The 15,909-nt window shown below is 42.5% G+C and carries 10 protein-coding genes; all 10 read right to left on the reverse strand.

Annotated features, from left to right (window positions below):
* Positions 1 to 27: 27 nt before the first annotated feature.
* A complete protein-coding gene (locus DOD25_RS04295; protein ID WP_004107298.1) occupies positions 28 to 669 on the reverse strand; it encodes an ABC transporter ATP-binding protein in 642 nt (213 codons plus the stop codon).
* Positions 670 to 774: 105 nt separating this feature from the next.
* On the reverse strand, positions 775 to 2,097 hold the full coding sequence (locus DOD25_RS04300; protein WP_101886120.1) for an ABC transporter permease: 1,323 nt from the start codon (positions 2,095 to 2,097) through the stop codon (positions 775 to 777).
* Between the two features lie 74 nt (positions 2,098 to 2,171).
* Positions 2,172 to 3,542: an ABC transporter permease gene (locus tag DOD25_RS04305; protein ID WP_101886121.1), complete on the reverse strand. Its 1,371-nt coding sequence runs from the start codon at positions 3,540 to 3,542 to the stop codon at positions 2,172 to 2,174.
* Positions 3,543 to 3,772: 230 nt separating this feature from the next.
* Positions 3,773 to 5,167, reverse strand: a complete 1,395-nt coding sequence (locus tag DOD25_RS04310) for a zinc ribbon domain-containing protein (RefSeq protein ID WP_112928791.1) — start codon at positions 5,165 to 5,167, stop codon at positions 3,773 to 3,775.
* A gap of 75 nt (positions 5,168 to 5,242) precedes the next feature.
* On the reverse strand, positions 5,243 to 6,499 hold the full coding sequence (locus DOD25_RS04315; protein ID WP_112928792.1) for a zinc ribbon domain-containing protein: 1,257 nt from the start codon (positions 6,497 to 6,499) through the stop codon (positions 5,243 to 5,245).
* A 264-nt stretch (positions 6,500 to 6,763) separates the two neighbouring features.
* Positions 6,764 to 7,417 (reverse strand): peptide deformylase, encoded by a 654-nt coding sequence (locus tag DOD25_RS04320; RefSeq protein WP_004107289.1) that lies wholly within the window; start codon positions 7,415 to 7,417, stop codon positions 6,764 to 6,766.
* A gap of 176 nt (positions 7,418 to 7,593) precedes the next feature.
* Positions 7,594 to 9,021 (reverse strand): phosphoglucosamine mutase, encoded by a 1,428-nt coding sequence (glmM, locus tag DOD25_RS04325; protein WP_112928885.1) that lies wholly within the window; start codon positions 9,019 to 9,021, stop codon positions 7,594 to 7,596.
* Between the two features lie 585 nt (positions 9,022 to 9,606).
* Positions 9,607 to 12,222: an aminopeptidase N gene (pepN, locus tag DOD25_RS04330; protein WP_112928793.1), complete on the reverse strand. Its 2,616-nt coding sequence runs from the start codon at positions 12,220 to 12,222 to the stop codon at positions 9,607 to 9,609.
* 106 nt (positions 12,223 to 12,328) lie between these two features.
* A complete protein-coding gene (locus DOD25_RS04335; RefSeq protein WP_004118687.1) occupies positions 12,329 to 14,356 on the reverse strand; it encodes a ribonuclease J in 2,028 nt (675 codons plus the stop codon).
* A 154-nt stretch (positions 14,357 to 14,510) separates the two neighbouring features.
* Positions 14,511 to 15,905 carry an MFS transporter gene (locus tag DOD25_RS04340; RefSeq protein ID WP_004107275.1) on the reverse strand — a complete coding sequence of 465 codons (1,395 nt, stop codon included), beginning with the start codon at positions 15,903 to 15,905 and terminating at the stop codon, positions 14,511 to 14,513.
* Positions 15,906 to 15,909 lie beyond the last annotated feature (4 nt).

The raw sequence follows: 15,909 nt of genomic DNA on the forward strand, positions 1-15,909 counted from the left end.
TCGCAGAGTCGGCTTATTGTTTGGCGCTCAAGCAGATTGTCGCGTTAGCTGTTTATTTTTTAGCACGTATTTTACATCAGCTTGAGATGCGACCTTCGAATCATGAGTAACAACAATCACACATTTGCCATGCTCTCTAGCAGCTTTTTTTAATATTGCAATAACTTCTTTAGTTGTTGCAGGGTCAAGACTTCCAGTAGGCTCATCAGCTAAAATTACCGGCGCAGAAGATACTAAAGCTCGTCCAATTGCAACACGCTGCTGTTGACCACCAGAAAGTTTAGTGACGTTACGATTTGCTTCTTCTTCAGTTAACCCAAGATCTATTAGCACTTGAACATCAGCATGTGAATTTACTAATCGCAAATTTTCTAATGGCGTCAAATAGTCAATAAGATTAAAATTCTGGAAAACAAGTGAAATATGTTTTTTGCGATGCTCAACATATCCTGTTTTTGCAATATCCTCACCATTGAACAATACTTCACCTTTATAAGGAGTATCTAATCCAGCTAAAAGTGAGAGCATAGTAGACTTTCCTGCTCCAGAAGCTCCCATGATACTGTACATTTTGCCAATTTCGAAATCTGCATTCACGTCATTTAGTACCGCAATATTTGCAGGTCCGTAAGTGTACTTCACATTTTTTAATTGCAATAAAGCCGACATAATAAGCTCCTTATTTTTACATAATTTAAATATGATTTATACGATTTGTTCCATTTATGCGATTGCGCTTTTAGTAGAAAATTCGCATACGCAACTACATTTCTGCTAACTCATGGCACTCAGTATTTTCCGAGGCTTCTTTATTAATATTGGCAGCACTGCGACAAGTAATGCGACTATTGAAATAAACAAACCCATAACAAAGGCAGCAAGAGTTTGCAGCAATGGCAATACTGGCATACCATCCGCAATAAATGACGAATCAGCACTATGCAAAATCGCAGAACCAATAACGCCAGAAAAAGCAGCACCGAAGCCTAACGAAATGACGAATGACACAATGTTGAGTATCGCTATTTCAACAAGCAATTGACTAACTATTATTGCTCTAGATAATCCAATAGACATAAGTACGCCAATCTCGTGCATACGTCCTCTAACCCAGAACACTAATACAAGTCCAAGCACTAAAATACCAACAAAACTTAGTGCCACAAAAATCATTCGCACAAGTTGTTGCACAGAGTTAACCGAGCTTATTACATCAGACAATTGCGAAGCATTCTGCTCTACATCTGCCCACTTGCCAGTAATACTTTTAGCCTCCCGTATTGCACTAGCTAATAAATCAGAACGCTCAACAACACAACGCAAAACACTTCGATTAGAAGAACCCGCCAAAGACAACGCAGAACTTAAGTCAGTAAATATGCGGTTTTCTGACGTATCCGAAGGAAGCGCTCCTTTAGTTTGCAATTTGCCGGCAAAAATACCAACAACACGAACTTTTACATTAAACCCCTGCTTAAGAATTATAGTAGAACCAATCTTAAGATTATTCTTCTTAGCAAAATCACGATGCACTATTGCTCTACCAGAAGAACGATTAGTAATATGCTCACCCTGCTCTAAACGGTACAATCCCTCTTGAAAACCTTGAGATAATCGAGAATCTGTTGTGCCAGTAATTCCGGCAGCATGAGCCAAAACATCATCGTCTAGTCTAGGACCCTGCGCAGGAAGCACAAGTTGCTTTCCAACAGGCACAGCTAAAACATCGCGCTCTTCCACTACAGTTTTTACGCTCGAAATCGCAGCAAATTTACGAATTTGACTAGAGTCAATTCCTTCATTTGCGCCCAAATCTTGAGGAATTGAGGAACTAGATGTAGCAGTAGCAGAATTAGAATTTGCATTACTTTGCTCTGGAAGAGTTTCACCTCGAGTTTTTGCTCGTACAGTAAAACCTAAGCCAATACTGGATTGAATACGATCCCTAGCACCCTCAACAGAAGCACTGATACCAGCTTGTGAAACTAGCGCACTTAAAACAAGAGTCATAATCAGCACAATTATTGCGTTACGTCGAGGTTTGCGCAATATTGCAAGTTTCGCTCGAGCACATAAAGAAATTACTTCACCATTCATAATGTTACTCACTAACTTTTCAAATAACTTTCATACGACGAATTATGAAAACTATGCCGCCAAACAGCATAGTTCTACTTTTGCAATCCGAGGAGCTCACGAGGAGATTTGCATATAATTGGCAAATAAGACAACACAACTGCAACAACGATTACTGCACCAACGATTGTAGAAACTCCGACAAAACACTGAGCATCTACTTGTACGCTAAGTGTTTCTAAAGTTTTTGTTGCCAAAGTTGATTCAAGATTTCCACCAGCTTGACCCATATTACTCAATTCACGGGCGGCTGATGATTGCACAGAGCCAAGAGCAACATTAGCCATCAACGGAGCTATAACTTTTGCAAAAAGGTAACCCACAATCAACGAAGGTATTGAAATAAGCACAATCTCAGCAAGATATTGACCAACTATAGATAATTTGCCAGTGCCAATTGCAACAAACACACCAATTTCATTACGTCGCTCATTCATCCACAGCAAAAGCACTAATGCCAAAGCAATAATAGCGAATGATACAACAGCAATTGTTGTAACAGTCATTATTGAGCGCACTCCCTTTGCTGCTTTCAACAAACCAGAAACGAACTGATCGTCACGAGTTAGTTGATAGTTTTGCAAATCAATAGGCAATTTCGCAGCTTGAGACATAATATTATCCGCATCCTCGCCGCGCTTTATTCTAAAACTTGCATCCTGATATATTTCTTTTCCAGGCTTATATTTGTATAATTCGCGAGTAGTTTGCAAATCCGTATACACGGTATTAGCTGTCAATTCCGCCCTAGTTGCGACTTGACGCTTATTTGCTCCGGCATAAATTCCAACAATACGAGTTTTTACTGTTGCTGTTGATTGTTGAATATTGTCAGCATCGTAAGGATTAGCGCGAAGTGTAAGAGTATCTCCTACATGTAATCCGTTAGCTTTAGCGAGATCTTCATGAATTAGTGATGCATGAACGTTGTTAGCAATAAGATGCTTGCCCTTAGACATAGTTATTGCTTTTGTTTTAAAAGTATTTAAACCAGTAGAGTCATTCGTCCCTTCAATATTAACGGCATTGCCAAACTGCTGTTCACGCTTATTGTCATACTCTTGTACGCCTGGAATTCTTGCCGCTTTAGCATTAACTAAATCCGCTGTTACATTTTGTCGAACAACGTAGGAAGCAATTCCATTTAACTTTGCAATTGCCTGTACATCTTTAGGTTTTACAGTTCCAGCTCCTCTAGGAGTTCCAGGGTTTATTTGAGGGTTATTTGCGAGCACAAAACTAGACTCTGCTTGCGCTTCAACTTTTTCTCCTTCTCTACCTGCAGCATTTGAAACTGCAGAAGTAGAAAATAACAATGTCGAAATAAGAAATACAATAATGAAAACTATTGCTGTTTTTATTCGTTTCCTCAGAATGTAGCGTATTGCACGAGAGATAAACGTCATCGACTACCTTTCTTCATTGAAAATTGCTTGTATATCAACCTTTAAATATACGGACTACCAGTATAACATATCCATACTGAAAAATGCGTTTAGTGTCATACTTTACAATGCGCAAATCTACCAGTGCGCAAATCTACGCTATAAAAAAGTTTCCCTCTGCAAAACAAATTGTAGAGGGAAACTTTTATTCGTATTTAATGCGCCTTTAAATTTTGCACATTTCGTTAGGTTTAGTCTTGGTTAAAATCTATTACTAGCTTATTATCTTTAATACTAAACTTTCCATAAACATAACCACTATTTCTAGTGTGCGAGTCTCTCCAATCGCTATCATCATCATCGTCCTTATAGCGATAAGTAATGTCTACACCAACCTCATCGCTCTGAAAAGTTCCTGACGACATGTTAACTTGATCCAACATAGGAGTGCTATTAACACTACGCTTAATATTGTCATATTTATAGCTGGTATAGTAACTAAAGCTTGCAAATCTACAACTCTCTGGAACATCAGTTTCAGTTGACGCTACACATTTATCGACATGCTTTTGAATAGCCTTAGTAAGCTCATCCTTTAATGTTTCTGTAGCTTCTAACTCTAAACTTGCAGATTCCGAACTATCTTTTTCGCTAATTGACGCGTCAGCAGAATTTGTGGTCCACAGTTGCGAACTTTTTGCAGATTCAATATGGTAAGCACCAGGATACACTGGAAGTCTATATTCTGTAGCTGATGTATATACTGAATAACCGTATTCTGAACTGTAGCTTTCACCGTCATATTTCGGCGATTTTTTGAGAGTAGACAAATTTATTTCAGAATCATTAACTTTTATTTTATCAACTTCATTTGGCACAGTTATGGTAATGTGACCAAATGGTGGATATTGAACTTTATAAGAGTCAAAGAATAGCCACTGTTTGCCAGCTGGTACAAGGCTTATTACCGCCGAAGCATCACTATCGCCAATTTTGTAAGAAAGCTTAAATGAATTGTATGGGCCACTATCAACACTCATGTAAGACATATGATTCTTGGAAGCTCTGCCTATTGCGCTTGTAAGTAAGGCACGATAATTTTCTGGAACTTTAGAAGAAGACCAATCTGTCATATTGTTAGCTTCATCAAAATTGCCTTCTTGCAAAGACTTCACATAACGTTGAATTGTTGCTTGTGGAGAATACACATTCTGTTGAATAACTGTATAACCTATACCAAGAACCACAATAACAATGCCAATTACAATAAGCATAATTTTTGTGCTGTGTTTCATAGGCGTGCTTCTCACAACATTACCTGCTACGAAATTAGGATTAAACGAATCAGGAGCATAATATTCTGTAGGCTGATTTTGCGAATAATCCTGCTGATTATAGTACTGTTGATTTGAATAATCCTGCTGTCCATAAGTATTTTGACTGCTATAAACAGGTTGAGGATAAGCTTGCGTATTCTGCTGAATGAACTGCGTTTGTTGTACATCGTTCATTTGATTTTGCTGATATTGAGCACTTTGCATTGGCTGATAACTTGAATTAGCTTGCTGCGGCACAAGACTAGCTCCACAAGATGAGCATACTATAGCTCCATAAGCATTTTGACTGTTGCAATATGGACAATTCATATATTTCTCTCCGTATATTTTTACAAAATAAGCCTAGCAGACAAGACTGCTAGGCTTATGACTTATTAGATATATTTACCTAAATAAATTAGCTAGGTCTTGTGCTTTATTCATAAGATTATTCGAAGGAACCAAGGAATTAACCATAGCAGTATTGATTGCAGCAACGATAAATATTGCAACAATTCCAATCAAGATAAAGATAACCCACATCCACTCACGATCAAGCTTACCCTTGTAGTGTGCAGTTGCCATAAACGATACAGGAATGAGCATCAATAATACCAAGTAAAGTGTGTGCAAAGACATAGATGGAACTTGCAAAACAGCACTAGGATTATTCATTAACAATGAGATGTCTGAATTGCTGTAGATTATAGATGCAACTAAAGAATCACTGCCTTCTACTTTTCCTTTAAAGTAATTCATAACAGGAATAGATGGAGCAATGAAAGTCAAAATCACTGAAACAATTTGCAAGCCTAAAAGCGGTACGAGTTTCTGAGCAAAAAGAACGTGAAGCTGAGCTGGCGAAACCTCTTCACCAAACATCTTCATGCCAAGCAAAGCTACACCGTATACAGCGTATACGGTAATCATTCCAATAACAAACTTATAGAAGAATAGTGTAAAAGGCACACCAGGAGTTTGCTGTCCAGCGAACTTAGATACAAGTTCCAAAGCAGTGCTATTAGAAGCATTGTAGAAAGAAAGCGAAGAGAAATATGCTTGGAAACCAAACAGCAAACCAGAAATCACAGAAATTAAAACTGCGTAAATATTAGATACGCGATACCTCTGAGAAGGATTCTTAAGAGCAGTTACTAACCAACGGAAGAAGTTCATCATCTGTTCAGCATTAAGCTGGTTTGAAATTTGGCTATAGTGCGAAACGCCTGGAGTATTTGGGCGATTCTGCATACCCGGCATTCCTGGCTGAGCTGGCATACCCTGCTGAGCATATGGATAGCCTGGACGTTGCATATTTGGCATACCCTGCTGAGGCATACCCTGCTGAGGCATTCCTGGCTGAGCTGGCATACCCTGCTGAGGCATACTAGGACGCGCAAACTGAGGAGCATGCTGCGCAATAGGCTGAGCAGGCGCCGGCTGAGCTGGTGTAGGCTGAACATGCACTTGCTGAACAGGCACTGGCTGAGCTGGAGCATGTTGAACAGGTACTGACTGAACAGGTGCCGGCTGAGCAGGTGTTGGCTGAACGGGTGCCGGCTGAACGGGTGCCGGCTGAGCAGCCTCAAACTTGTTACCACAACCCTTGCAGAATTTTGCAGTATCAATATTCTGGGTACCGCATTGAGCGCAAACTTTCACTCGTCTCTCCTTTGTTAATGGAACAGATCCCATAAATTTGCTAACCGAAAAATGTTTAACAAACCACTTGCGCTCAATTCTATTACTAAAAGCACACAAAACAAACCAGACGTAACAAAAAAGTGCTTGTTTGAAACAAAAAATTCTATAAACACGACATAAATCAGTAAAAAATACGACGCAAAAATAGAAAAACAGAAAAATATAGTCAGTATCTATTAATCAAAAACAAAATCAAATTAATAAATAAATTGACAATAAAACCTAGATAGCAAATCCCAAAGTGCGAGCCGCCGCCACTGGAACTGCTTCATCTGCCCAATAATCCTCAAGGTTCTCATCAGTGGAAAGTGAACGCATTTCTGCACGATCAATATAAAGTTCACCACGAAGATGATCTGTTTCGTGCTGGAAAATACGCGCAGGCCAACCATGCAAACGCTCGGAATGTTGTTTGCCGTCCTCATCCTGCCAAGTAGCCTGAATATCAAGCCAACGTTGACGTACAGCCTGATAGCCGGAAACGCTTAAACAACCTTCATAAAAACTACGAGTTTGCGTACCAATAGGCTCATAATGAGGGTTAATAATAGCTCTAAACGGAAGCTCTGCGATGTCACGAGGATCGTCCTCATCATCACGAACATGATCTTCAATAACAGCAATAGCAAGACCAAGACCAATTTGAGGAGCAGCTAAACCAACTCCCGGAGCTTCCAACATTGTGCTATGCATTAACGAAATTAGCTTAGTAAGAGTTGCACGTGTAAGCTGACCATCATACGCAACAGTACGCTGGCGAAGAACAGGCTCACCTGCCTGCACAATCGGCAAAATGCCGTCTTCTGTAGCGGAATCAAGCAAGCGCTCAACAGCGCGACTGAGCTTAGTATCAACACTTGCGTGATGCGTAAACATAGGACTCCTTTTCACCGTTTTAAATAACGCGCATAATAACGCGAAAATATACAAAATTTACATGCCGCGAGCAGAATTTGAAAGCAGCACTAAAGATATAAGTGTATCAAAATTATTTGCGCACTGCTAGAGCCGACTGAGATGTAAGCAAACAGAGAACGCAAAAGTAAACAAACTTATAACTTCAGATTATCAACCACAACTTGAGCAAGACGAGCGCAAACCTCATCCGCCTGAGTTTGAGTTGCAGCCTCGCACATAACGCGCACAAGAGGCTCGGTGCCGCTAGGACGCAAAAGCACGCGACCTGTATCTCCAAGAAGTTTCGATTCTTTCTCAACAGCTGCAAGCACAGCTGCGTTAGTTTTCGAAGCCATTTTATCTACATTTGGCACATTTACAAGAGCTTGCGGAAGCTGTGGGAAGTCTGCAGCCATTTGCGAAAGTTTCTTGCCTGAACGCACAACTTCACGGCACAAAGTCAAAGCAGTAAGCGTACCGTCGCCGGTGGTTGCAAATTCGCGATTAATAACGTGACCAGACTGCTCGCCGCCGAGCGAATAATCGTGCTTGAGCATTTCTTCAAGAACGTAGCGATCGCCAACGTTTGTTTGCACTGTTGCAATACCCATATCTTTAAGAGCAAGTTTTAAGCCAAGATTGCTCATAACTGTAACTACAAGAGTGTCATGATTAAGCTTGCCTTCAGCCTTTTTAGCGCGAGCAAGAATACCCATAATTTGATCGCCATTAACCATATTGCCGTTTTCATCGACAGCCAAGCAGCGGTCCGCGTCACCATCAAACGCAACACCTAAATCAGCCTTAGAAGCTTTAACCATAGCTTGTAACTGCTCAGGATGAGTCGAGCCCGCATGATCGTTAATGTTGTAGCCGTCAGGAGATGCGTTAATAACTACAACTTCTGCACCAGCGCGGCGCAAAGCCTCAGGAGCAACAACAGAAGTAGCACCATTCGCGCAATCTGCTACAACACGCAAACCTGCAAGCGGCTTTGGGCGCGTAGTAGAAGCGTTACTTAAAGGCGCAACAGCAGAAACTAAATGATCAATATACAAGTTAGTAGCTGTAGTAGTATCATGGCTGACTCGACCTACACCAGCACCAGTTGGACGCTCCCAATCTTGACCAAGCACAGCCTCAATCTCATCTTCCTTGCTATCTGGAAGCTTAAAGCCTCCGCGCGCAAAGAATTTAATGCCGTTATCTGGCATAGGATTATGCGACGCAGAAATAACAGCACCCATTTCAACGTTAAGCACGGAAGTGAGGAAAGCAACACCAGGAGTTGGAATAATTCCAGCATCGATAACATCAAAACCGCCAGCACTCATGCCAGCAGCGAGAGCAGAAGCTAGAAAATCGCCAGAAACGCGAGTATCTCTACCAATAAGTGCGCGGCGACGAGCGTGAGCGGAGCGAGAAGAGGTATCTGATGACGCTTCTTCTTCTGCAGCAGACGCAACCGCGCTTTTATCTCCCAAAACGCGCACTGCAGCGTCACCTAAATCTAACGCAAGTTGCGCTGTTAAATCGCGATTTGCTAATCCACGCACACCGTCTGTACCAAACATTCTTGGCATAATAAAGCCTCTTTCGCAAAAATCACTTCTCTTGCGCGCAAGCAAACAACATCGCATACTAGCGCGTCACACACTATTCGCAATTCTACTCACTGTTTCGCATAACGCGCTAGCGCAGCAAAGAAGCTTTGCAGTAATACTTCTGCGAACATCGATTACTTGTTGATTAGTGAACTTTAACATTCATGCTCTGCAGATATTGAATACTTATCCCCTAGTGGACACTAGCATTCGCGCTGCTGCACAAACTGCACCAGACTCTCCTACCACACCACAAAACACTAGCGTTTTTATCAGTAGTGAGGGGTGGGTGTTGCTTGGTCGAGCAATATAAAAGCGGAGCGATAGTAATAATCGTGATGATGAATAACTATTTCCGCAGAAAAAGTAAGCAAAAAACTAAACTTAACTACCTATCCACTAGTCCAAATGAGGTATAGGAGCGTAGCGCTGCGAGACAAGTAACCCCACCCCTCACAGCCACTCCAGAAAACTGCCAGCCAAGCACCACATTAAACAAAAAAACTCGCGCCACATTAAACAAGAACTTACTTGCTCAATGCAGCGCGAAAGCAGGACATCGCACTAGCGCAAAGAAGCGTTGTAATGCTGCACTTTAAGCGTGCGACGCGAAGAATCAAGGCTACCAAGCACCATGCGTCGCAAAGCCTGATCCGCATCAGCATGAGCCTCAAGCCACTTTTCACCGTGCTTAACCAGCTCCTCAACCGGCGCATACACAGGATACAAGCCCTCAATCAGAGCCTCAGCCATATGGAATGTGCGGTTCTTCCAAATCCACTCAACTTCAGCAAAGTAGCGCTCAACATAAGGCTTAACCAAATCGCCTTTAGCTGTGCTTGCAAATCCGGCAACCACAGCGCCCATTTGCATATTAGTCAAATCGAGATTGCGCAAAGCCTGTTCAAAAGCCCAATCCTTAGCTTCTGCAGTTGAGCGAGCTGCACGAGCCTGGTAAGCGTATTCGCGATTCTCAGTCGTGTCGCGCTTTTGAAGTTCCGCGTCAATTCCAGCTTCATCCAAAGCATTCACGCCTGCGAGCGCAATCAAAATGCTCCAGCGCAAGTCGTTGTCGATTTCCAAGCCTTCCAAACTCACGAAACCGTCAAGCAATCCGTTAGCTACGCGCAAGAACTCAGCATCTCCAACTTCGCCGTATCCAAGATAAGCCTTAACGAGCTGGAATTGCTCGTCGGAACCTGCAGAAGCTGCCAAAGCCAACTGCCACAATTCGTGAGCAACATGCTTTGCGACTTCTGCTTGACGCTCTGGGACAACGTAGTGGCTTGCAGTTACTTTCACTTGACCAAGAGCATAGCGGAAAGTAGTTGATTCGCGCTCAGTTGCCAAAGCTTTAAGGCTGAGTTCCACGAAGCGTTCTGCTGGGAATTCTGCGTCGCGAGTCATGTCCCACAACGCGAGCCAAATAAGTGAGCGAGTCAAAGAATCCTTGAAACGATACAAGTTTTCGGCAGCAAATTCAAGCGACTTTTCGTCAAAACGTAGCTTCGTGTAAGTCAAGTCGTCGTCGTTTACAAGGATAAGTGCTGGCATTTTTTCGCCGCGCGCCTCAACAACTTCCGTCACTTCGCCGTCTACGTCAAGTTCGATTCGCTTTGTGCGCTTAATTTCGCCAGTTGCTTCGTCTACATTGTAGAATCCAACAGCCAAACGGTGTGCGCGAAGAACAGGATGCTCAGCTGGCGCGCTCTGACGCAAACGCAAGGAAGCAATAGTGCCGTCACCTGCTTCTTCGACTTCGGTAGAAATCGTGTTAATTCCAGCCTTTTCAAGCCATTGAGCACTCCAAGCTTTAAGATCGCGGCCGCTTGTAAGCTCTAACTCGTGCAACAAATCGGCCAAAGTTGCGTTGCTGTATGCATGCTTGCTCAAATAGTTATGGATTCCTTCAAAGAACTTTTCGCGACCAACATACGCTACGAGTTGCTTCAATACGGAAGCACCCTTTGCATAAGTGATGCCGTCGAAGTTGACGGAAGTGTCATTCAAATCGTTGATTGGAGCCACGATTGGGTGCGTTGTTGGAAGCTGATCTTGATTAAGTGCCCAGCTTTTTTCGCCGGAATTGAAAGTGCTCCAAGCGTCATGCCATTCGGTTGCTTCAGCAGTTGCAAGAGTAGAAGTGAATTCTGCGAAGGATTCGTTAAGCCACAAATCATTCCACCACTTCATGGTCACGTAGTCGCCGAACCACATGTGTGCAAGCTCATGCAAAACTGTTACAACGCGGCGCTCAGCATAAGCGTCCGTGACTTTGGATTCAAACACGTACTGGTCGCGAATCGTAACCATACCAATGTTTTCCATAGCTCCAGCGTTATATTCTGGCACGTAAATCTGATCGTACTTTGCGTACGGATACGGCACTCCCCAAGTCTTAGCGTAGAAAGCAAAACCTTTCTTCGTAATATCGAACAAGTAGTCAACGTCTTTTGCAAAAGCGTCTTTAAGTGCCTGACGGCAGTACATTGCCATTGGCACTACGCGACCGTCTTCGTTGTCGTAAGTTGTGTGCCATTGCGCGTAAGGTCCTGCGCAAATAGCAGTTAAATAAGAGCTCATCTTTGGAGTTGACTCGAATACCCAGTGCTTCATGCCTTCTACAGCACCATTTTCCAAAGTGCCTGCTTCAGTTTCGCGGCCCTCTAACGCTGTTTCGCTTTTAATTGGCATGTTTGAAGTAACGATCCAGCTTTCTGGAGCATCAACCGTAAAATCAAAAACAGCTTTCAAATCTGGCTGATCAAATACAGCATAAACACGGCGAGCATCCGGCACTTCGAACTGAGTATATAAATACACGTTTCCGTCAGAAGGATCGACACTTCTGTGCAAACCCTCGCCCGTGTTGGAATACTGGCAGTTTGCTACAACTTCTACGGTATTATGCTCAAGCAAATTTGCAAGCTCAATTCGGCTGTCTGCAAAAACTTTAGAAACGTCAAGATCGGTACCGTTTAACACCACGGATTCTACGCTGTTTGCAATTAAATCGAGGAAGCTTGCGCTACCAGCCTTAGCATCGAACTCAATCTTTGTGCGCGAAGTAAAATCGCGTCCGCCTTTTCCTAAATCGAGCGCAACATCGTAGTGAATTGGCATTTGGATAGCGTCGAAACGCTCTTGAGCTTCTATGCGAGTAAGATTTGCTCCTGGCATATTTTGTACCTTTCTTATTTTTTCTTATTTTTAATTATATTTACGATTATTTTCAGCTATTTACGAATAATCGCGAATATTTTTCTTTATTTTTGATTATTTTTCATTATTCTTGACTATTTTTTGCAATATCCGCAACTACCGGAACGAGCATAGGCTTCCTGCGTAAAGCGCGAGCCACCCAACTGCCCAATGTGCGTCGCATAATTTGCTGCAATTTATAAGTATCGTGCTCGCCGCGCATCATAGCATCTTGCAACTGTTCAACAATTTGATGACGAACCTTCTCAAAATCAGCCTCGTCTTCAGCAACAGCATTCAAGAAAATCTTTGGACCAGAAACCACGTCAGCGTGCTCTGTATCAACTACAACAAAGCTCGAAACGAAACCTTCCGTGCCCAAAATTCTGCGCTTTTCAAGCTCTTCATCTGTAAGCTCACCGACAGAATCACCATCAACATACACGTAACCGCATGGCACAGAACCAACAACTGCAGCATTGCCATGATACAAATCCACAACATCGCCGTCTTCAGCAAGCACAACGTTATTTGGATCAACGCCAGTTTTTACTGCAATCAATCCGTTTGCAACCAAGTGACGATGCTCACCATGAATTGGCATGGCGCACTTTGGCTTCACAATGTTGTACAAGTACAGCAACTCGCCTTCATTGCAATGACCAGACACGTGGATAGCAGCATTATCTTTGTTAATTACGCGCGCACCCAACTGCACAAGCTTATTAATAACTTTGTAAACTTCGTGCTCATTTCCTGGAATAAGCGAACTTGCAAGAATAACAGTATCGAATTCGTTAACTGTAATATCTCGGTGACTGCCATCTGCAATACGCCCAAGCGCAGCCATAGGCTCACCTTGTGAACCAGTGCACATGTATACGAGCTTGTCATCCTGAATATCCTTCGCCTGTTTTAAGTCAACAACAGTATTTTCAGGAATATGCAAGTAGCCTAAATCCGCAGCAATTGACATATTGCGAACCATCGAGCGACCAACGAACACAACTTTGCGCCCAAACTTATGCGCAGCGTCAACCACTTGTTGCACGCGATGAACGTGACTTGAGAAGCTAGCAACAATAATTTTGCGCGTAGCTTCAGCAAAAGCGCGATCCAAAGCCGGACCAATCGAAGTTTCAGGCTTCACAAATCCTGGTACTTCAGCATTAGTGGAATCAGCCATAAGCAAATCTATGCCTTGCTCACCTAAACGCCCGAACTCAACTAAATCAGTAATGCGATGGTCAAGAGGAAGCTGGTCAAGTTTAATATCTCCAGTATCAATAAGCGTTCCGGCCGGAGTTTTTACGCACACAGCGAGCGCATCTGGAATAGAATGCGTAACAGTAATAAATTCAAGGTTAAACGGACCGACTTTCATCTTATCGCGACCTTCTACGCGAATAAGCTCCGGATCAATATGATGCTCTTTGCACTTAGCTTCCACAAAAGCAAGAGTTAGCTTTGAACCAATTAACGGAATGTCGGGACGCATTTTAAGAAGGTAAGGCACACCACCGATATGATCTTCGTGACCATGCGTTAAAACCAATGCCTCAACTTTGTCTAAGCGATCTTGAATGTAGTGAAAATCTGGGAGAATCAAATCAACGCCTGGCTGCTCTTCTTCTGGGAATAGCACACCACAATCGATAAGCAGAATATGACCGTTATATTCAATTACGTTCATATTGCGGCCGATTTCACCCAAACCACCAAGCGGTACGATTCGCATTGAGCCTTTACGATACTTTGGCGGCGCAATAAGCGCACCTTCTCTTTGATCGTTAACTACAGGAGGAAGAACATTTCCTGTTCTACGAGTTGATGACTTTGCGTTTTCTGTTTTAGTTTCTTTGTTGAATTTAGCTTTTTTAGTTGATTTAGTTTTAGCAGATTTTACATCTTTAGTAGATACTGATTTAGTTGAAGTATCAGAAGACATTTTTTTATTCACTTTTTTCACCGACTGTCGAATTTGCTTAGACGACGCAGAAGATTCTTGGTTATTAAGAGAACGCATATTATCAGCGTCAGATTGCAACGCATCGCGTACTACTTCAGCAAGAATTTCCTCAGTACGTTCATCATATTCTATTTTCATATTCATCTCACTACATCTTGCGATATTGCGCACTTCTTTCTAGTGTACCGTTAGGACTCAACTCAGCTTTTGTTACTGAAACGGCAGAAACTTTACAGCGGCGTAAAGAAACTGCCGTTCCCTAGCCAAAAAGCGGCAGAAACTTTACACGCGTGCGCAGTTAATGTCGCTTTTTAAGCACCATTACAATAAACCAGCCGAACGTTGCGATAGGTATAGCTGCCATTGTTGAAATCCACGGAACCATCATTCCGGCATGCGAATTCCACGAGTCTATTGCAGCTCCAGCAGCCATCGAACCTAAAGAACAGCCGACAGCAGACGCAGTTGGTAGCCATGAAAGGCCTTCCGTAAGCGATTCTTCAGGGACAGTTGCTTTAACGATAAGATTTCCAGTAGCAAAAATTGGCGAAACGCATAAGCCGGAAAGCACTTCAAAAACGCTCATAAGCATAAGTCTGTCAATATTAAGACTCATAAGCACAAATCCAACAGTTAAACCAGTCAAAAATACAATCAAATGCGACCAATTAGAACCGCGGAATTTATGCGATCCAAAAATAATCGCTCCCACAAGCGAACCGCATGCAAACAATGCCAGCTGCATACCAATAAAATGATCAAGTCCTTGAGCTTTCATTGCAGCTGTTACAGACACGTCAAATGCACTAAAACTCATATTAAACACAACAAACATGAGCACTAGCGGGATAATACCGCGGTAAAGCAGCACGTTTTTGCCACGCTTTTTTGAGTGATGATTGTGCAATTGCTTAAGACTAAATTTGTCTGCAAATGAGCGTTTCGGTTCTTGCTTTTGAGATTCCGCATAATCTTTAGAAATTTCATCTTCTTTTTGAGAAGCGATTAATACATCAACGTCTTCAGCTGCAGCAGTTGGAACTTCCACTACTTTAAGCACAGCAGGTTGAGTATTTTTTAGAGAAAAGAACCAAGCTCCGCCCAATCCACTTGCAAATACTGGCACGAATAATTGCGAAACAGGATGCACAGAAGTTGCTAACCACGCAGCTAAAATAGGTCCTAATATAAACACAATTTCATCGATACCAGATTCCAACGCATAAGCAACGTTTAATAAAGAATCGTCATCTTCTGCACGCAATGTATAAGCCCAACGAGTACGCACCAACGCGCCAAAAGCAAACTGAGTTACGCCCATCACAATTGCTAGCACAAAAAGCAAAACAAGAGGAACCTTAAATAACGCTGCACATGCAAAAGAAATCATAGCGATTACTTGTGCACTTAGCGCAATAACTCCGACTTTACGCTGACCAAAACGGTCGAAAAGCTTAGCATACACAGGAGTTACCGCAGCTTGTGCAAGCACATACGACGCAGACATTGCTCCAGCAATAGTCCAGTTGTTATACAAATGGTTTAATGCAAGAACAATCCCCAACGCAATCATAGACATTGGCAAACGCGCAATTGCGCCTGCTACGCAAAACGCTTTAGCTCCATTAAATGAAAATAATCTAGAATATTGAGAAAATACCGATGCTTTCTTAGTTGCCGTTTGCGACGACATATAT

Origin of the sequence: Gardnerella leopoldii, assembly GCF_003293675.1 — a bacterium.
Classification (GTDB): domain Bacteria; phylum Actinomycetota; class Actinomycetes; order Actinomycetales; family Bifidobacteriaceae; genus Bifidobacterium; species Bifidobacterium leopoldii.

Excerpts from the sequence above, each read along its gene's own strand:
- DOD25_RS04295 (WP_004107298.1), bottom strand. The coding sequence starts at position 669 with ATGTCGGCTTTATTGCAATTAAAAAATGTGAAGTACACTTACGGACCT.
- DOD25_RS04300 (WP_101886120.1), bottom strand. The coding sequence starts at position 2,097 with ATGAATGGTGAAGTAATTTCTTTATGTGCTCGAGCGAAACTTGCAATA.
- DOD25_RS04305 (WP_101886121.1), bottom strand. The coding sequence starts at position 3,542 with ATGACGTTTATCTCTCGTGCAATACGCTACATTCTGAGGAAACGAATA.
- DOD25_RS04310 (WP_112928791.1), bottom strand. The coding sequence starts at position 5,167 with ATGAATTGTCCATATTGCAACAGTCAAAATGCTTATGGAGCTATAGTA.
- DOD25_RS04320 (WP_004107289.1), bottom strand. The coding sequence starts at position 7,417 with ATGTTTACGCATCACGCAAGTGTTGATACTAAGCTCAGTCGCGCTGTT.
- glmM (WP_112928885.1), bottom strand. The coding sequence starts at position 9,021 with ATGCCAAGAATGTTTGGTACAGACGGTGTGCGTGGATTAGCAAATCGC.
- pepN (WP_112928793.1), bottom strand. The coding sequence starts at position 12,222 with ATGCCAGGAGCAAATCTTACTCGCATAGAAGCTCAAGAGCGTTTCGAC.
- DOD25_RS04335 (WP_004118687.1), bottom strand. The coding sequence starts at position 14,356 with ATGAATATGAAAATAGAATATGATGAACGTACTGAGGAAATTCTTGCT.
- DOD25_RS04340 (WP_004107275.1), bottom strand. The coding sequence starts at position 15,905 with ATGTCGTCGCAAACGGCAACTAAGAAAGCATCGGTATTTTCTCAATAT.